Source organism: Novosphingobium sp. YAF33, assembly GCF_052113265.1.
In the GTDB taxonomy this organism is placed as follows: Bacteria; Pseudomonadota; Alphaproteobacteria; order Sphingomonadales; family Sphingomonadaceae; genus Novosphingobium.
Map to the genome: position 1 here is coordinate 95,123 of NZ_JBFRCW010000001.1, position 17,339 is coordinate 112,461.

16 protein-coding genes and 1 tRNA gene are annotated in these 17,339 nt (G+C 65.8%); 6 read left to right on the forward strand and 11 right to left on the reverse strand.

What is annotated here, in order from left to right:
- Window positions 1–2: 2 nt before the first annotated feature.
- Window positions 3–137 carry a hypothetical protein gene (locus AB4Z00_RS00400; RefSeq protein ID WP_442044342.1) on the reverse strand — a complete coding sequence of 45 codons (135 nt, stop codon included), beginning with the start codon at window positions 135–137 and terminating at the stop codon, window positions 3–5.
- Window positions 138–158: 21 nt separating this feature from the next.
- On the opposite strand from AB4Z00_RS00400, the gene AB4Z00_RS00405 reads away from it, so the two are divergent.
- Complete coding sequence (locus AB4Z00_RS00405) at window positions 159–1,025, forward strand: cation diffusion facilitator family transporter (RefSeq protein ID WP_243841095.1); 867 nt, start codon at window positions 159–161, stop codon at window positions 1,023–1,025.
- On the opposite strand, the gene AB4Z00_RS00410 is transcribed toward AB4Z00_RS00405, so the two are convergent.
- On the reverse strand, window positions 1,022–1,879 hold the full coding sequence (locus tag AB4Z00_RS00410) for a VOC family protein (RefSeq protein WP_442044345.1): 858 nt from the start codon (window positions 1,877–1,879) through the stop codon (window positions 1,022–1,024). The genes AB4Z00_RS00405 and AB4Z00_RS00410 overlap by 4 nt on opposite strands.
- A 181-nt stretch (window positions 1,880–2,060) precedes the next feature.
- Here AB4Z00_RS00410 and AB4Z00_RS00415 point away from each other — a divergent pair, with 181 nt between their 5' ends.
- On the forward strand, window positions 2,061–2,648 hold the full coding sequence (locus tag AB4Z00_RS00415; RefSeq protein ID WP_442044347.1) for a nuclear transport factor 2 family protein: 588 nt from the start codon (window positions 2,061–2,063) through the stop codon (window positions 2,646–2,648).
- A 38-nt stretch (window positions 2,649–2,686) separates the two neighbouring features.
- On the opposite strand, the gene AB4Z00_RS00420 is transcribed toward AB4Z00_RS00415, so the two are convergent.
- The 6 genes from AB4Z00_RS00420 to sppA form a co-directional block, all read right to left on the reverse strand.
- Window positions 2,687–2,953, reverse strand: a complete 267-nt coding sequence (locus tag AB4Z00_RS00420) for a hypothetical protein (protein ID WP_442044349.1) — start codon at window positions 2,951–2,953, stop codon at window positions 2,687–2,689.
- A gap of 99 nt (window positions 2,954–3,052) precedes the next feature.
- Entirely contained in the window at window positions 3,053–4,315 is a 1,263-nt protein-coding gene (gene clpX / locus AB4Z00_RS00425; RefSeq protein ID WP_132262033.1) for an ATP-dependent Clp protease ATP-binding subunit ClpX, read from the reverse strand.
- 151 nt (window positions 4,316–4,466) lie between these two features.
- Window positions 4,467–5,135: an ATP-dependent Clp endopeptidase proteolytic subunit ClpP gene (clpP, locus tag AB4Z00_RS00430; RefSeq protein WP_442044351.1), complete on the reverse strand. Its 669-nt coding sequence runs from the start codon at window positions 5,133–5,135 to the stop codon at window positions 4,467–4,469.
- A 173-nt stretch (window positions 5,136–5,308) separates the two neighbouring features.
- Window positions 5,309–6,886 carry a trigger factor gene (gene tig, locus AB4Z00_RS00435; protein ID WP_442044353.1) on the reverse strand — a complete coding sequence of 526 codons (1,578 nt, stop codon included), beginning with the start codon at window positions 6,884–6,886 and terminating at the stop codon, window positions 5,309–5,311.
- Window positions 6,887–6,963: 77 nt separating this feature from the next.
- Window positions 6,964–7,047, reverse strand: a tRNA-Leu gene (locus AB4Z00_RS00440).
- Between the two features lie 455 nt (window positions 7,048–7,502).
- Window positions 7,503–9,386 carry a signal peptide peptidase SppA gene (gene sppA, locus AB4Z00_RS00445; RefSeq protein ID WP_442044355.1) on the reverse strand — a complete coding sequence of 628 codons (1,884 nt, stop codon included), beginning with the start codon at window positions 9,384–9,386 and terminating at the stop codon, window positions 7,503–7,505.
- A gap of 179 nt (window positions 9,387–9,565) precedes the next feature.
- Here sppA and AB4Z00_RS00450 point away from each other — a divergent pair, with 179 nt between their 5' ends.
- Both AB4Z00_RS00450 and AB4Z00_RS00455 read left to right on the forward strand, forming a co-directional pair.
- Entirely contained in the window at window positions 9,566–10,561 is a 996-nt protein-coding gene (locus AB4Z00_RS00450) for an aspartate carbamoyltransferase catalytic subunit (protein WP_442044357.1), read from the forward strand.
- A complete protein-coding gene (locus AB4Z00_RS00455) occupies window positions 10,558–11,799 on the forward strand; it encodes a dihydroorotase (protein WP_442044359.1) in 1,242 nt (413 codons plus the stop codon). The genes AB4Z00_RS00450 and AB4Z00_RS00455 overlap by 4 nt, the downstream gene beginning before the upstream one ends.
- Before the next feature lie 255 nt (window positions 11,800–12,054).
- On the opposite strand, the gene AB4Z00_RS00460 is transcribed toward AB4Z00_RS00455, so the two are convergent.
- Genes AB4Z00_RS00460 through AB4Z00_RS00470 form a run of 3 tightly spaced genes read right to left on the reverse strand, consistent with a single transcriptional unit; the run spans window position 12,055 to window position 14,555 of the window.
- A complete protein-coding gene (locus AB4Z00_RS00460) occupies window positions 12,055–13,305 on the reverse strand; it encodes an SPOR domain-containing protein (RefSeq protein WP_442044361.1) in 1,251 nt (416 codons plus the stop codon).
- A gap of 15 nt (window positions 13,306–13,320) precedes the next feature.
- Window positions 13,321–13,827, reverse strand: a complete 507-nt coding sequence (locus tag AB4Z00_RS00465) for a hypothetical protein (RefSeq protein ID WP_314463510.1) — start codon at window positions 13,825–13,827, stop codon at window positions 13,321–13,323.
- Between the two features lie 2 nt (window positions 13,828–13,829).
- Window positions 13,830–14,555 carry a ParA family protein gene (locus AB4Z00_RS00470; protein WP_132262023.1) on the reverse strand — a complete coding sequence of 242 codons (726 nt, stop codon included), beginning with the start codon at window positions 14,553–14,555 and terminating at the stop codon, window positions 13,830–13,832.
- A gap of 323 nt (window positions 14,556–14,878) precedes the next feature.
- Here AB4Z00_RS00470 and AB4Z00_RS00475 point away from each other — a divergent pair, with 323 nt between their 5' ends.
- On the forward strand, window positions 14,879–15,958 hold the full coding sequence (locus AB4Z00_RS00475) for an SPOR domain-containing protein (protein WP_442045058.1): 1,080 nt from the start codon (window positions 14,879–14,881) through the stop codon (window positions 15,956–15,958).
- A gap of 159 nt (window positions 15,959–16,117) precedes the next feature.
- Window positions 16,118–17,335 carry a DUF418 domain-containing protein gene (locus tag AB4Z00_RS00480; protein ID WP_442044364.1) on the forward strand — a complete coding sequence of 406 codons (1,218 nt, stop codon included), beginning with the start codon at window positions 16,118–16,120 and terminating at the stop codon, window positions 17,333–17,335.
- Window positions 17,336–17,339: the final 4 nt, after the last annotated feature.

A 17,339-nucleotide genomic window follows, 5' to 3' on the forward strand; every position in this document is an offset into this window, starting at 1 on the left:
TGTTAAGGTCCGGCGCATGCGATGAAATTGTCATGGGCGTCGCACATCAGCATCATCACGATCAGACCGTTAAGGGGCATGGTCATGGCCATTCGCATGGTCACGGACATGCACACGGTCACGGGCATCATCACCATGGTCCGCCCGCTCCTGGCGACGTGGGCAAGGCATTCGCAGTTGCGGTAGGACTGAACGTCGCCTTCGTCATTGCCGAGGGCGCGGCGGGCTTCTTCAGTGGCTCGATGGCGCTTCTGGCGGATGCCGGACACAACCTTTCCGACGTGCTGTCGCTGCTCCTCGCCTGGGCTGCCAGCGTGCTCGCGGCGCGTCCGCCCTCGGAGCGCTTCACTTACGGCCTCAAGAGTTCCTCGATCCTCGCCGCCATCGCCAATGCCGCTTTGCTATGGGTGGCGATCGGGGCGATCCTGGTGGAGACGATCCGGCGCTTCACGGAACCGGCGCCGGTGGCCGGAACCACCATGATCGTCGTCGCGGCCCTCGGCATCGCGGTGAACGCGCTGTCGGCGCTGCTCTTCGCCAAGGGGAGCAAGTCCGACCTCAACCTGCGCGCCGCCTTCGTGCATCTCATGGCGGACGCGGCAGTCTCGGCCGGGGTGGTGATCGCGGGCATCGTCATCATGTTCACGGGCTGGCAAGTGGTCGATCCGATCGCCTCGCTGGTGATCACCGCCGTCATCGCCTGGTCCAGCTGGGGCCTGCTGCGCGAATCGCTGCGCATGGGCATGATGGGCGTGCCCGAGAGCATCGACATCGCCGCCGTCCGCCAGTTCTTGGCGGCGCTGCCAGGCGTCACCCGCGTGCACGACCTTCACATCTGGCCGATGAGCACCACCGAAACGGCGCTCACCGCCCATCTCGTCATGCCCGGCGCCGAACGCGGCGACGCCTTCCTTCACACCCTGGCCCACGACCTCGAGCACCGCTTCGGCATCGGCCACCCGACCGTGCAGATCGAAACGGATGCCGAATCGCCCTGCGCCCTGGAGAGCGAAACCGTCGTCTAGGCCTCGGTGAACTCGTGCCGGGCGCCCAGGAAGTCGTCCGGCTCGATTGCCAGGCCTGCGGGCACGCAATGGGCCTGGCCCACGCGGAATTTCAGCTTCCCGGCGAAGTGCGCCTGGGCCTGCGCAAGATCGTCCACCTTCCAGACGAGCGCATAAATGCCGTTCTGCGCCTTCGCGAGAAAAGCCCCGAAGACCCCGGCATTGGGTTCTTCAGGTTCCAGGAACGCCACTTGGGTATCGCCCAGCCGCAAGAGCACGCGGCGCGCCCTTTGCGGCGATACAATGCGCTCGTCGCTGAGGACTTCGCCGTCCACCACTTCGGTGAAAAACCGCAAAGCCCCAGCCATGTCGCGCGTGACGCAGGCGATATGATCGAGGCCCGTGACCCGGCAGGGGTGCCCGGCTCCGAGCCTGGGGTCCCAGTTGCCCCGCTCCCACGGATCGTTGGGCATCGGCAGCTCGCAGACTTCCAGCAGGACGCCGCCGGTCGATTCGGGCCGGACGAAGAAGAACACCCCATAGTCGCTGGCGACCGTGCAGCCCGCCTCGCGGAAGGCCGCGCTGGCCGCCTTGCCGTCCGCCACCTTGATCTCGAACGAATGAAAGCCCGGGCCGATCCGCGCGGCCTGGCGTGCAAAAGGCTTCGTCAGGTCCTCCGGATGGCGGGCGGCCATCGGCTCGACCATATGATCGGTCACATAGAGCAGCGCCGCTTCGCGATCTTCGGCGGGGAAGAAGTTCTCGGCGAAAACCAGCCCGCCCAGCGCATCCTGATAGAGCGCGCGGCTGCGATGAATATCGGTGGTGGCGTGGATCGTGTGGATGATCCGCGAAACGGCGATAGGTCCGCCCATGTGCTCTCCCCTGCCCGGCGTCGATCCGACTGCCCGTCGGGCCGCAGCGTGGGCAAGGCGCGCCGAACTGCCAAGTATGAGCGCGACAATCGGGTACAATATCGTGATTGCGGCATCGCAGCCTGCCGCTAGGACTTTGCACCAGCCACTGCTCCACCCGCGACATGGGGACACGATCGACATGACCCGCAAACCCTCTACCCGCCTCCTGCTCTCCCTGACCCTCGGCTGGGCTTTCGTCCCGGGACTGGCCCAGGCCGACACCAGGAGCGATATCGAGGCTCGCTACGAGCAGCTTCGCGCCGCGATGGACAGCCGCGAGGCAGACCGCATCAAGCCCCTGCTCGCCAGCGATTTCGTGCGCACGGACCTGGGCGAGAACAAGATGAGCGTGGACGAACTGATCGCAGGGCTCGCGAAAATCCCCGTCGATCCGGATCGCACCTCGAAGACGACCATCCAGTCGGTGACCGTCAACGGCAAGACCGTTGAGGTCGTCCAGCAGCAAGTCGCCAGCGACAAGCGCCAGGGGCGCGACGGAGAAATGCATACGTTCGGCACCACGTCGCTCTCACGCGACACCTGGGTGCAGAGCGACAAGGGCTGGCTACTCAAGGCCACGGATGCCCAATCGACGACAATTACCCGCGACGGCGTTGCCTTGCGCACGATCAAGAAGGGCGATCCGGTTCCGCAAGGTCGGCGCGGACGGATGGGTCCGGGCGCCCGCGGTACGATGGGGCCGCCGCGTCCCGTGGGCGAGGACTGAGCCTTAGGTCCGGCTTTCGGCCCCGGTCCTTCCGAGCCTCACTCGTCGTGATGCATCGGCAGGTGAGAAAGATGGCGCGCCATCCTGGTTTCCAGCAAGAGGGCCAGGTCGGGATCCATGAAGGCATAGTCGTCGGGAATGTCGAGGCTGATCATGCGCTGCCGGTTGAGGTGGCGCCGGAAGGCCTGCTGCACTTTACGCCGATGAACCTTTTCCATGACCACGATCACATCGGCCCAATCGGCGAGTTCCCTTGCAACTTGTTGCGGCTGCAGACGAACAGGTATCGCGTCATCGCCCCACACCGGAGCATGGTCAGACCTGACCGGCACGTTCCGGGCAACGAAAAGGCCCGCCCGGAAGAACCGGACGGGCCTTTTTCGTCGGCACCTGCTTCGCAGGGATCAGGCTGCGGCCTCGGCCTTGTCGCCCTTGAGCACGCGAACCGGCTCCTTGCGGCCTTCGACCACGTCCTTGTCGACGACGACTTCGGCGATATCGCCTTCGGTCGGCAGGTCGAACATGGTGTCGAGCAGCAGCCCTTCCACGATCGAGCGCAGGCCGCGTGCGCCGGTCTTGCGGTCGATGGCCTTCTGGGCAATCGCTTCGAGCGCCTCGTCGGTGAACGTCAGTTCCACGTCTTCGAGGTCGAACAGCTTCGCATACTGCTTGATCAGCGCGTTGCGCGGCTCCTTCAGGATCTTGACCAGCGCCTCGATGTCGAGGTCGTTCAGGGTCGCGATCACCGGCAGACGGCCGACGAACTCGGGGATCAGGCCGAACTTGAGCAGATCTTCCGGCTCCGCCTTCTGGAGCAGTTCGCCCACGCGGCGCTTGTCCGGATCGGCGACATGCGCGCCAAAACCGATGGAGCGCTTCTGAAGGCGGTCGGCAATGATCTTCTCAAGACCTGCAAAGGCACCGCCGCAGATGAACAGGATGTTGGTCGTGTCCACCTGCAGGAATTCCTGCTGCGGGTGCTTGCGGCCGCCCTGCGGCGGAACCGAAGCAGTCGTGCCTTCCATCAGCTTCAGCAGCGCCTGCTGCACGCCCTCGCCCGAAACATCGCGCGTGATCGACGGGTTCTCGGCCTTGCGGCTGATCTTGTCGATTTCGTCGATGTAGACGATGCCGTGCTGCGCCTTCTCGACATTGTAGTCGGAAGCCTGGAGCAGCTTGAGGATGATGTTCTCCACGTCCTCGCCCACGTAACCGGCTTCGGTCAGCGTGGTGGCGTCGGCCATGGTGAACGGCACGTCGAAGGTCTTGGCGAGCGTCTGCGCGAGCAGCGTCTTGCCCGAACCCGTGGGACCCACGAGCAGGATGTTCGACTTGGACAGTTCCACGTCGCCCTGCTTGCCGCTGTGCTTCAGCCGCTTGTAGTGGTTGTGCACCGCCACTGACAGAACACGCTTCGCGCGTTCCTGCCCGATCACGTAGTCGTTCAGCGTCTCGCAGATTTCGCGGGGAGACGGCACGCCGCCGTCCTTTTTGCCCGCGATCCCGGCCTTGGTCTCTTCGCGAATGATGTCGTTGCAAAGCTCGACGCATTCGTCGCAGATGAAGACCGTGGGTCCCGCGATCAGCTTGCGCACTTCGTGCTGCGACTTGCCGCAGAAGCTGCAGTAGAGGGTGCTTTTCGCGTCAGATCCGCTCAATTTCGTCATTTTCCGTCTTTAGGCCCATTCGAGGCGACTCGTCGAGTCTACCTTGGACGGGGCCGGTTTTGCAATCCTGAGACCGATATGGGTATCCCCGCAACCGTTGCAAAGGACTGAAGGTCGGGACTCCGTTGGAGCCCCGACCTTGCGGTCATGCTCAGGCTTCGGTCGGCTTGTCGCCGTCGGGCCGCGTTTCGAAGACCTTGTCGACGAGGCCGAACGCCAGCGCTTCCTCGGCTTCGAGGAAGGTGTCGCGGTCCATCGCCTTCTCGATCTCGTCGAGCGACTTGCCGGTGTACTTCACGTAGAGATCGTTGAGGCGCTTGCGCATCCGCAGGATCTCGCGCGCCTGGATCTCGATGTCGGACGCCATGCCCTGCGCGCCGCCCGAAGGCTGGTGCACCATGATGYGGGCGTTCGGCAGCGCGATGCGCATGCCCGGCTCACCGGCGGCGAGCAGGAAGCTGCCCATCGAGGCGGCCTGGCCGATGCAGACCGTGGAGACGCGCGGCTTGATGTACTGCATGGTGTCGTGGATGGCCATGCCGGCCGTCACCACGCCGCCCGGCGAGTTGATGTACATCGAGATGTCCTTCGAGGGATTTTCCGACTCGAGGAACAAAAGCTGCGCAACGATCAGCGAGGCCATGTGGTCTTCGACCTGGCCGGTGATGAATACGATGCGCTCGCGCAGGAGGCGCGAGTAGATGTCGAAGCTGCGCTCACCGCGGCTGGTCTGCTCGACGACCATCGGCACCAGCGCGCCGGTCACGGGATCGGTAGTGAACTTTCCTTGGGCGCCCGCGGCGCCAAACAGGTCGAGCATGGGAGTCCTCTTCTGGTTTGGACCGCCTATGTCGCGTGCCCTTCGCCGATGTTCAAGGGCTTTAACGATCTAACGCGGATGGGATGTGGGATAACATTCTCCATCCTCGATAAGAAAACGGCCCGGCGCAATCTCTGCACCGGGCCGCTTCGCGCATCAGCCTGAAAGAAGGATCAGTCCTTCTTGGCAGCTGCCTTCTTGGCGGGAGCCTTCTTGGCAGGCTTGGCTTCCGCCTCGCCTTCAGCGGCTTCCTCGGTCTTCTTGACGGCAGCCTTCTTGGCTGGAGCCTTCTTCGGCTTTTCCTCGGCAGCGGCTTCGTCGGCGTCGGCAGCGGCGTCTTCCGCAGCGTCTTCCTTCTTGGCGGCAGCCTTCTTGGCCGGGGCCTTCTTGGCCGGAGCCTTCTTGGCTTCCGCCGGCTTGTCGCCGTCGGTGTCGGCTTCGATAGCGGCCTGCAGTTCGTCGCGGGTCACTTCACGCTCGGTGACGTCAGCCTTCTCGATCAGGAAGTCGACGACCTTGTCTTCGTACAGCGGGGCGCGCAGCTGGGCGGCCATCATCGGGTCCTGCTGGACATATTCGAAGAAGCGCTGGCGATCTTCCGGACGGTACTGCTGAGCGGCCTGCGAGACCAGCATCTGCATTTCCTGGGCGGTCACTTCGACGCTGTTGGCCTGGCCGATTTCCGACAGGAGCAGGCCCAGACGCACGCGGCGCTCGGCGATCTTGCGGTAGTCGTCCTTCTCGGCTTCGATCTCGGCGAGAGCGGCCGCGGGGTCTTCCTCGTGGCTGGCTTCGTGTGTGAGCTGCTGCCAGATCTGCGAGAATTCGGCTTCCACCATGGTCGGCGGCACGTCGAAGTCATGACCGGCGGCAAGCTGGTCGAGCAGCTGGCGCTTCATCGCGGTGCGGGTCAGGCCAGCAGTTTCCTGCTCGAGCTGGCCCTTGAGCAGGCCCTGGAGCTGTTCGAGGCTCTCGAGGCCCAGTTCCTTGGCGAAATCGTCGTCGATCTTCGATTCGGCAGGCGCCTTCACTTCGTGCGCGACGATGTCGAAGGTGGTTTCCTTGCCGGCGAGGTTCGCGGCCTGGTAGTCCTCGGGGAAGGTCACGGTGATGGTACGCTCTTCACCGGCCTTGATGCCGCCGAGCTGCTCTTCGAAACCGGGGATGAAGCGACCGGCACCGATCACCAGCGGAGCCTTCTCGGCCTTGCCGCCTTCGAACTCGACGCCGTCGAGCTTGCCGGTGAAGTCGATGATAACCTGGTCGCCGTCTTCGGCCGCACCGTCCTTGGTCTCGAAACGCTGCTGCTGCGAGGCAATGCGCTCGACCGCTTCGGTCACGGCGTCTTCTGCGACGGGCACGACCAGCTTCTCAAGCTTGAGGCCGTCCAGCGAGGGCGCAGCGATCGTCGGCAGCACTTCCAGGCTGACGGTCAGCTCGGCGTCCTTGCCCTGCTCGTAACCTTCGCCGAGAGCGACGTCGGGGTTCATCGCGGGGCGCAGGGCGTGGTCGGCGACCAGCTTGTCCATGGCTTCGCGGATGGTGGCGTTCAGCGCGTCCTGGTGGATCGCTTCGCCGTGCATCTTCTTGACGAGATTGGCGGGAACCTTGCCGGCGCGGAAGCCGGGCATCTTCACCTGCGGCGCGATCTTCTTGATTTCGCCTTCGACGCGGGCCGTGATGGTCTTGGCGGGAATGGTCACCGTGTAGGCGCGCTTCAGGCCTTCGTTGGTGGTTTCGACGATCTGCATTTCAAATGCCTTCCTGTGCAATTCAACGGGCCTTACGGGGCCAATTCTCGCGACTCATCTCCCCCAGGGCGGCGTAATGGTGCGGGCGAAGGGACTCGAACCCCCACATCTTTCGATACTGGTACCTAAAACCAGCGCGTCTACCATTCCGCCACGCCCGCAAAGATCAAGCCTGAAACTCAAGGGACGTGCCCTTATAAGGACACGCGGAAAAGGGCAAGCGCCGCGAGTCGCACCGGAGCAAGTCGGTCGCGGATCCGCTGCGGCGTTCCGGCCCGCCCCGACGGCATCGCATGCGAAGAACCCAAGCGCCAGTCGGCCTGCACCGGCCATGCAACCAAGCCTCTCCGCCACGGGTTGCAACAGCATCAGCAAGAGAGAGGCGAACATGGCAACCCAGCCTGCCGACAATCCCGGCGACACTCCCCCCGAGACTCCGGTACCCCCGAGCGACCCGAACGAACCCACGGCCCCCACGGAAATTCCCGAGACCGGACCCGATTTCGACCGCCCTGAGAGAGGCCCGGTCGAACTTCCACCACCTGACTGATTTCATTCAGGAAATTCAGGCGCCGCGCTCCATCCCCGGGAAGGAACGCGGCGCCTTTTTTGCTGCTCAGTCCTTGCCCAGCCAGTGCGCCAGGCCTTCCAGAGCCGAGAGTTCGCGCAAGTCGTTCGGCCTGGTCCGGCCCGGAACGATCGGGCATTCCATGCAATAGGCCTGGGTTCCGCGCGCCGTGAACATCGCGCTGACCTGCTCCGTCACGCGAGCGAACTGCTGCTGGCGGCGCAGCGCCGTAAAGCTGGCGAAATCGAGGGCGGCGGCGGATTGTCCTTCGGAATCCGAGGTCAGCCCGCCCAGGAATTTCGAGAACGAATCCGTCTCGTCCTTCAGGTAGACCGCCTGATACTTGCCATTCCCGACGCCGCCGAGACGGGCCGCTTCTGCCAGCGCCGCGTCGAGATTGCCGATCTTGTCCACCAGACCGATGCGCAGCGCTTCCTGCCCTGGCCAGACCCGGCCCTGAGCGATCGAATCGAGCTTCTCGGGCGTCATCTTTCGCGCCGCGGCTGAAATGCCCACGAACTTGCGGTAGGTATTCTCGACAGAGGCCTGGAGCATGCCTTCCACTTCAGGCGTGAAGCCGCCGAGAATGTCAGGCTGGCCGGAAAGCGCCGTGGTCTTCACCCCGTCGCTGGTGACGCCGTAGTCGGCCAGTGTCTTCTCGAAACTGGGGACAACCGCAAAGACGCCGATCGAACCGGTGATCGTCTCGGGCTGCGCGAAGACCTGCTGGCCGGGGGTGGATACCCAGTAGCCGCCGCTTGCCGCCATGTTGCCCATCGATACGACGATGGGGATCTTGCGCGCCTTGTAGCGGTCTATGGCGCGGCGGATGCGTTCGGCCGCCATGGCCGAACCGCCCGGCGAATCGACGCGGACGACCAGGGCCTTGAAGCCTTCGTCGATATTGTCGTCCAGCAGGTCGGCAATCCGATCGCCCCCCGCCTGTCCGGGACCGGCATCGCCGTCGACGATCTCCCCGGCCACGGTGATGACGCCGATCTTCGCGCCCTCACCCTTCTCGGGATTGGCGGCAAGCCATGCGGCCAGGCGATTCGCCTTGAACGGCAGGTCGCCGTTCTCGTCCTTCCCGGCGACCTCGGCCACGCGATTGCGGAATTCGGTGATGTCGCCGATGCGGTCCACCAGGCCGGCGGCCTTGGCGCCCTGCGCGAAGTCGCCGCCCGACGCCTGCGACCAGGCCATCGGATCGCCGGTCATCTGGTCGAGCCGGGCCTTGGGTCGGGCCCGCTGGATGTCGGCCTTGTAGCCGCTCCACAGCGCGCCGTAGATGTCCTGATAGGCCTCGCGTGCGGCTGGCGACATGTCGTTGCGGAGATAGGGTTCGACGAAGCTCTTGTAGGTGCCGGCGCGATAGACGTGGGCATTGACCTTGAAGCGGTCGAGCAATCCCTTGAAATAGACCTGGTTGCCGCCCGGCCCCGCCACGAAGGCGCCGCCCATCGGATCGACCCAGACCTCGCTGGCGTGGGAAGCCAGCTGCACGCCGTCATCGGCGTAGGCGTTCGCGAACGTCAGCACCGGCTTGCCCGCCTTGCGCACTTCGTCGAGCGCCTTGCCGATTTCCTCGATATGCACCATGCCGCCGCCCAGGAAGCGCGACATGTCCAGCACCACGGCCTTGATCCGCGAATCCCTGGCGGCCAGACGCAGGGCGCGTTCGAGATCGCGGGCCTGGAACTCGCTCGAGGTGGATTCCGTGCTCATCAGCAGGCTGAGCGGATCGACGTTGCTCTTCTCCTCGACAATGTTGCCATCGAGTTCGAGCAGCAAGGCCCCGTCCACGATCTTGCCCGGCGAAGGGCGCGATGAAAGCGCGGCATAGAGCAGCGCGAAGAACAACAGCAGGAAAATCAAGGCCAGGGCATCTTTCACGCCCACCAGCAGCTTCCAGATCTTGCGCGCGAACGTCATGAATTCACCAGCCTTTCGATCCCCTGCCATAACGCCCTTATCCGGGCGCGGCCATAGCGAGGGCACCATCGGCCAATCCGGTCTCCTGCCCATGCGAAAGGGTGGGTGCCCATAAGATCCGCCTTGGCGCTAAAAACACCTTGAGCCGACTCCGAGCCGAGCCTAAGGCCTTGTCTTCGATGACAGCTCCAGAATTCACATATCCGGAAGGCTCCGCAGCCTTCCCGCACCGCAGCCTCGTGGGCATCGGCGGCCTGGCCCCGCACGAGATCATGTTCCTGCTCGACGAGGCCCAGCAATGGGTCGACCTCAACCGCGGCACGCAGAAGCGGCGCGACCTGCTCTCCGGCCTGACGATCATCAACGCCTTCTTCGAGAATTCGACGCGCACGCTGCTGAGCTTCGAGATCGCGGGCAAGCGCCTCGGCGCCGACGTCGTCAACATGGCGGTGGCGAATTCGAGCGTGAAGAAGGGCGAAACCCTGATCGACACGGCGATGACGCTCAACGCCATGCGCGCGGACGCCATCGTCATTCGCCACGCCAGCTCGGGCGCCGTGCACTTGATCTCGAACCTCGTCGACTGCCCGGTGCTCAATGCCGGTGACGGTCAGCACGAGCACCCGACGCAGGCCCTGCTCGACGCGCTCACGATCCGCCAGGCCAAGCGCGCCTTCAACGGCCTGCGCGTGACGATCTGCGGCGACATCCTGCACAGCCGCGTCGCCCGCTCCAACATCCTGGCGCTCAATTCGCTGGGTGCCGAAGTCCGCGTCTGCGCACCGCCGGCCCTGCTGCCCGYCGATATCGAGCRCATGAGCGTGAAGGTCTTCCACGATTTCGATGCCGCGCTGAAAGGCGCCGACGTGGTGATGATGCTGCGCCTCCAGCTCGAACGCATGGAAGGCCAGTTCATCCCCTCGCCGCGCGAATATCGCCATCTCTACGGCCTCTCGCTCGACCGTCTTGCCAAGGCGGAAGGCAATGCCCTCGTCATGCATCCCGGCCCGATGAACCGCGGCATCGAGATCGACAGCAATGTCGCCGATCTCGTCGGCCGCTCGCAGATCACCACCCAGGTCGAAATGGGCGTGGCCATGCGCATGGCCTGCCTCGATGTCCTGACCCGACGAGGGCGCGGAATGCCCGGATGGGCTGGGGAGGCCCGGGCATGAGCAACAATACCCCCCTCACCGTGACCGGCGGCCAGCTGGTACTGCCCGATGGCACCATCGCCCCGGGCGCCCTGCGCAGCGAAGGCGGCTTCATCACCGCCGTCGGCGCTGACGTCACGCCCCAGCCGGGCGACGAAGTTCACGACGCCCGCGGCCGGCTGATCGCCCCCGGCCTCGTCGACATCGGCGTCTTCGCCATCGACAAGCCCGCCTTCCACTTCGGCGGCATCACCCGCGCGGCGCTCATGCCCGACCAGAACCCGCCGCTCGACGTGCCGGCGCGCGTGCGCTTCGCGGCGCAATCGGGCAAGCCGGACCTCTGGGTCCATCCGCTCGCCGCGGCGACCCAGAACCTCGAAGGCAAGGCACTCGCCGAGATCGCGCTCATGCGCGACGCGGGCGCCAAGGCCGTGACCACCGGGCGCCAGTGGATCGCCGATTCGGGCACCATGCTACGCCTGCTCCAATATACCGGGATGCTCGGCATGGTCGTGCTGGCCCATCCGGAAGATGCGGGAATCACCGGCAAGGCCGTCGCCACTTCCGGCGAAATGGCCACCCGCCTGGGCCTGCCGTCCGCGCCTGCCGAAGCCGAAGCCCTCGCCATCTCGCGCGATATCGCCCTGGCCGAACTGGCCGGCGCGGCCATCCACTTCCGTAAGGTGACGACCGCAAGAGGACTGGACCTCGTGCGCCGCGCCAAGGACCGAGGGCTCAAGGTCACGGCCGGTGTCACGCCTGCCTACTTCATGCTCTCCGACCTCGCGCTGGCGGGCTTCCGCACTTTCGCGCATCTTTCGCCTCCGCTGCGCTCGGAAGACGACCGCAAGGCCGTGATCGCGGCGATCGGGGACGGCACGATCGACGTCGTCGCCTCGGGTCACGATCCGCGCGGCCCCGAGGACAAGCGCCTGCCCTTCGCGGATTCCGCGCCGGGCATGGCCGGCGCCGAGACCTTGCTGCCGCTGACGATGAACCTCGTGCGCGACGGCGTGATCTCGCTCTCCCGCGCCTTCGAACTGATCGCGACCAACCCGGCGAAGCTGCTCGGCGTCAATGCGGGCAAGCTCGAAGTGGGCGCCGAGGCGGACATTGCCGTGATCGACGCCGACCGGCCGTGGATCGTCGATTCGGACAAGATGGCCGCTGCCGCCGGCAACACGCCGTTCGACAAGCAGCCCGTCCAGGGCCGCGTGCTGGCGCTGTTCAAGGGCGGGGTCGCCGTAAAGGCCAGGTAAGCACGCGCGTGATGGCAGGGGCAGATGACCCCTGCCCCCTTCGCCGACCCTCCATTTCTCGTGGATTTTGTCCGTCTGCCGCCCCTTTGTGGCCCCGGCAGGCGTTCTGGTGTCATCGCGAAGAGTGCCTGACCGGCCGCCGCTTTCACTTTTTTAACTTCCCTGAAACCAAAAAAGACGGCCCCTGTCCAAAGACAGGAGCCGTTTAGGTTCACATGGAACTCAAGTGCGAGAGGCAAAGCCCCCGCGGAAACTCTAAAGCTCGGCGCGGCGCATCTGATTCGCACCGACGCCGCCGGGTAGCGGCCGTTGCTGCGCATAGGCAAGGCAAGGATTGCCGCCCTGCCGGACGCTGGCGCAGACGGACTGGGCCGCACGCTGGTCGAAACCGCCCGCCGCGACGCGGTAGTAAGTCTGGCCGTTCACTTTCGCCTCGGTAATCCGCAAATCATGCCCCCGAAGGGCCGGGTTGCGCGACTGAAAAATTCCCCAGGCCCGCTTGGCGCCGTCCATGGTTCGGAACGAGCCGAGCTGGACGAGATGCGTAGCCGAAATCAAGGCCTTGGCCGGAGCGACCTGCGGCTTGGCCGCCGCCACCGGACGAACCGGACGCGCGGTGGCCACACGCACAGGCGCGGCGACTCGGGCAGCCGGCATGGGCGCAGGCGGAGAAACCGGCTGGATCTCTTCGGGCTGGTTCGCACCCCAGAAAGTTTCGCCGGTTTGAACGGGCGGAAGTTCCGCTTCGGGCGAAGCCGCTGCGGACGCTTCGGCCATGGCCATCCGCGGCGCAGCGGCAGGAGCGTTGAGCGCAAGCATCGCAGGCTGCCCCGGATCGGCGCGCAGCGGAGCACCGATCAGGCCGGCGATCCGCGCCTGCGACTGGTCCGGGCGGGCTGCACGCGCCCATTCACCAAGACGGGCGTCGAGCTGGTCGGCCGGAACGTCCTGCGAGGCGATCAGGCGGGCCTCGCGCCACCGGCCGTCAAGGGCATAGGCATAGGCCAGGTTCTGGCGCGCCTTGGGCGTATTGTCACCGCCGCGAACGACGCCGGTCAGGATATCCACGCCAGTGGCGGGACGACCGGCAAGAGCGACGGCAAGACCGTAGTCGCTGGCCGGCAGCTTGTTCTGGAAGCGCTGGAGCACGGCCATGGCCTCAGCCCCGCGACCCGCGCCGACATAGGCCAGCACGGCGCCAAGGCCGGTGCGCGGGCTCTGGTCGCCCAGCGCAATGGCATCCTCGAAAGTGGTGGCGGCCGAATCGAAGCGTCCGGCAGAGAGGTAGGTCTGGGCCAGCGCAGCGCGGGCCGAAGCATCGCGCGGCGAGCGGGTGACACGCTGCTCCGCGCGGGCAAGGTCCTTGTCCCCCGGCTCACCCGGGGCGGCCGAAGCACCGGCGCGGGCGAAAGGCGCTTGTCCTGCGCAGCTCACCAGGAGCGTCGCGGCCATCGCGGTGCAGATCGCGAGAGCGGCGCTGCGGGCACGGAAGTTGAGGGGTTGCATCGATCGGGCCCTGGCTCAGCTGCGCCCGCCGACGGGCATGGCGATTTCCGGCATTTCGGAAAGGAATTTGTCGAGCGCCTCGGTAACCAGCACTTGCGCGCTGCGGTTCAGCAGCACGCCGGCCATCTTCAGCCGGAAGTGACGATCTGCATCGAGGCGCAGGGTGAAGGCGGCACGGCGACCCTCGACGGCGGCCGAGCGGCTCTGGACGGTCATGCGGCCGAGGCGCTGGGCAAGCTCGTCGATCTGGCGCAGCACGTCGGGCGCGGGCGCCGAAGCGGGCAGTTCGGCACTCGGTCCGACCAGCTCGACCACATCGTTTTGGCCCCCATCGGTCTGGACCTCATCGTTCTGGCCCCAGTCGTTCCAGCCAAGGTCTTCCATCCGCGCACCGGCGACGGAAAGGCTCGTGGCGCCGAGGTTGACGGCATCCTGGCGCCGCATCGCCGGGCGGGCGCGCCCCTTGCGGGCCAGCAGCCCGGCCGTCAGCGAGGCAAAGCCGTGTTCGCTCAAGCCGGTCACGATCAGGATCCTGCCACGCGGCGGCCGAAGCCACCGATCGGTCGTGCCGCGCCGGGCATGATCGGCTGGCCGGTCAACTGCGGAGCGGAGAAGACGGTGCGGCGGAAATTGCGTTCGAGACGGTCCGAAACGTAGTTCCACAGCGCGGTCACTTCCTGCGCGGAACGGCCGTTGGGATCGACTTCCATGACGGTGCGGCCGTCGATCATCGACGCCGCGAAATCGGTGCGCTGGTGCAGCGTGACGGGAGCGACGGTCCCGTGCTGGGAAAGCGCGACGGCGGCCTCGGCCGTAATGCGCGCTTTCGGGGTGGCGGCGTTGACCACGAAGATCAGCGGCTTGCCCGAGCGTTCGCAAAGGTCGACGGTGGCCCCCACCGCGCGCAAGTCGTGCGGGCTGGGGCGCGTCGGCACCACGATCAGTTCCGAGACCGAGATGACGCTCTGGATCGCCATGGTGATGGCGGGCGGCGTATCGATCACGGCCAGCTTGAAGCCTTGCTGGCGCAGGACCTGAAGGTCGCTGGAGAGGCGGGCCACGGTGGTCTGGGCGAAAGCAGGATAGTCGGCCTCGCGCTCGTTCCACCAATCGGCGAGCGAACCTTGCGGATCGATGTCGATCAGGACTACCGGCCCGGCGCCGGCGCGCTGCGCCTGCACGGCGAGGTGCCCGGAAAGCGTGGTCTTGCCCGAACCACCCTTCTGCGATGCCAATGCCAGTACGCGCAAAGCCGTTACCCCCTGAGGAACCCCGCGCCGAAAGATCGGCGGCTCGGAAAATTCAGTTTCTCACAGAGGGCTGGATCGCAGATCGTTCCTAATTTAGAGTTAACCCCGCCGCCGTTTCAGGCACTTGCCGCATGGTCGCCTCCGCCAGGTCCGGGATTTTTCGTTTACCATCGGAGTTAACGCGAATTTCGCCCTTCCATGGGCATCTTTCGGGATATCCGGATGATCCGGTGAGTGCCTTCGCTTACCATGTCCGGACCTTAGTCAGGAAATCGAGGCCAGCAGACGTGCGGAAAAATCGAAGCACCCTTTCATGTCTCTCCCTGCACCTCGGGCTGGTCGCCGCGCTTGCGAGTCTTGCCGCTGCTCCTGCCTTGGCTGACGTAAAGGCCGGGAGCGTGAAGGCAGGAGTCGAGGCCTGGTCCGCCGGAAACTACGCCGCCGCCGTCCAGCAATGGCGCCCGCTGGCCGACAAGGGCGATGCCGACGCCCAGTTCAACCTGGCGCAGGCCTACAAGATGGGGCGCGGCGTTCCCGAAGACCTCGGCAAGGCGGAAGAACTTTACGGCAAGGCCGCCGCGCAAGGCCATGTCCAGGCTTCCGACACTTATGGCCTCATGCTGTTCCAGCGTGGAGAGCGCCAGAAAGCCATGCCCTATCTGCGCAGTTCCGCCGCACGCGGAGACGCGCGGGCCGAATATATCCTGGGGGTCGCGCACTTCAACGGCGACATCGTCGAGAAGGACTGGGTCAGGGCCTATGCCCTGGTGAGCATGGCCCAGCGCGCGGGGCTGCCCCAGGCCGCCAATGCCCTTGCCCAGATGGACGAGCATATTCCGCTGGCAGACCGTCAGAAAAGCGTAGGGCTCGCCGCCCAGCTTACAGCGCAGGCCGATGCGACCCGCACCCGCGAAACCGCAGGGGCCGAGCTGGGAACGGGTCCGCGCGCCCCCACGCCGACGAGAATCGCCAACGCCCCGGACAGCCCTGCCCGCGCCGGTGCCGACTATACCCTGCCCGCCATCGCCCGCCCGGCCGACCGCGCGCCCTTGCCTGCCGCGAAGGCGCCGCCAAAAGTCGCGGCCGCCCAGCCGGTCGCCCGCCCCGCTCTCCCGCCTGCGCCGAAACCTGTCGAACCGAAAGCCGCGCCGCGCCCTGCTCCGGCAGCGGCGAGCGGCGGCATCTGGCGCCTCCAGCTCGGCGCTTTCGGCGTTCCCGGGAATGCGGAGAAGCTCTGGGCCTCCTTGTCGAAGCGCCCGGAAATGGCGGGAAGCAAGCGCCAGCTCGTACCGGCCGGAAAGCTCACCAAGCTCTATGCCGCCGGCTTCGCCAGCAAGGCGCAGGCCGACCGCGCCTGCGGCGCGCTCAAAGCCTCCGGTCACGAATGCATCGTCACCTCGTAGTCATACCCCTGCCCTGCAGGTCGTCGTGGACGCGCCACGGCTGATCGCCTAGTCTTCCTCTCAGGGAGACCAGGAATGCTGAAAGCCATCGCGGGCCGGAGTGCCCGGGCAGGTGCACGCGCGTCGATGCCACGGCCGCCGTCCGGGACAGGCGGACGATTGGCCTCGCTCGACCTGGTGCGCGGCATTGCCGTCATGGGGATCCTCACCATCAACATATCCGGTTTCGCCGGACCCAGCCTCGGCGCGCTGACGCCCGATTTTCCCGGCCACGCCAGCATGGCCGACGAAGCCGCATGGGCCGTCGGCTTCCTGTTTTTCGAGGGCAAGATGCGCGCGCTCTTCGCCATGCTGTTCGGCGCGGGCATCGCCCTCCAGTGTGAGCGCATGGACGCAGCCGGGCGCGAGGGTGACGTGCTGCAGGTCCGCCGTCTGGCCTGGCTCATGGTGTTCGGCACATTGCATTACTGGCTGCTGTGGTGGGGAGACATCCTGTTCGTCTACGGCTGCTGCGGCATAGCCGTGCTGTTCGTGCGCCGCTTGCCCTGCCCTTTGTTGCTGGGCCTGGCGGCGGGCGTGATCGTCACGGCCACCGTGATCGACTTATGGTCCATGCTTCCGCTGGTGCGCGCGGAAGAAGCCTTGCGAATCGGCACGGCTACGGCCGGCCAGCACCGCGAGGTGCTGGCGCGCCTGGACCTCTACAATGCCAACGACTTCGCCCAGGCGCAGCTTTACCACGGCGGTTTCCTGGACATCGCACTCGGCAAGCTGCGCGGCGACCCGTTCTGGCTTTTCACCATGACGGCCCACGCCTGGAGCGAAGTCCTGCCGCTGATGCTGGTCGGCGTCGTTTTGATGCGCAGCGGTTTCTTCAGCGGCGATTGGCCGGAGGCGTGGATGCGGCGGCTTCGGATCGGCGCGACGGCGGCGGGCCTGGCGCTTACCGTGCTGGTGCTCGCCTGGGCCTGGCCGCGCCATTTTCCGCCGATCGCGATGGCCATGCTGCTGGGCGAGGGACTCTGGCCCGCCCACCTGCTGACGGCCCTTGGTTACGCCGCGGCGATCGTATGGGCGACGCCGCGCCTGCTCGAAACCCGCGTGGGCCTGCGGATCATCGCGGCCGGGCAAGTGGCCTTCACCAATTACATCGGCACCAGCCTGCTCATGTGTGCGCTGTTCTACGGATGGGGCCTGGGCCTGTTCGGAAAGCTCGGCCCAGCGGACCAGTGGGCGCTGGTTCTGATCGGCTGGATGATGATGCTGGCGTGGAGCGAACCCTGGCTGAGTCGCTATCGCAGAGGGCCTCTGGAACTGCTCTGGCGATCCCTGGTAGAGCAAAAACGCCTTAAAAATCGCCGTAAGGCAATGGCTTGATAGG

Excerpts from the sequence above, each read along its gene's own strand:
- clpX (WP_132262033.1), bottom strand. The coding sequence starts at position 4,315 with ATGACGAAATTGAGCGGATCTGACGCGAAAAGCACCCTCTACTGCAGC.
- AB4Z00_RS00415 (WP_442044347.1), top strand. The coding sequence starts at position 2,061 with ATGACCCGCAAACCCTCTACCCGCCTCCTGCTCTCCCTGACCCTCGGC.
- AB4Z00_RS00410 (WP_442044345.1), bottom strand. The coding sequence starts at position 1,879 with ATGGGCGGACCTATCGCCGTTTCGCGGATCATCCACACGATCCACGCC.
- tig (WP_442044353.1), bottom strand. The coding sequence starts at position 6,886 with ATGCAGATCGTCGAAACCACCAACGAAGGCCTGAAGCGCGCCTACACG.
- AB4Z00_RS00460 (WP_442044361.1), bottom strand. The coding sequence starts at position 13,305 with ATGCAACCCCTCAACTTCCGTGCCCGCAGCGCCGCTCTCGCGATCTGC.
- AB4Z00_RS00400 (WP_442044342.1), bottom strand. The coding sequence starts at position 137 with ATGGTGATGATGCCCGTGACCGTGTGCATGTCCGTGACCATGCGAATG.
- AB4Z00_RS00455 (WP_442044359.1), top strand. The coding sequence starts at position 10,558 with ATGAGCAACAATACCCCCCTCACCGTGACCGGCGGCCAGCTGGTACTG.
- sppA (WP_442044355.1), bottom strand. The coding sequence starts at position 9,386 with ATGACGTTCGCGCGCAAGATCTGGAAGCTGCTGGTGGGCGTGAAAGAT.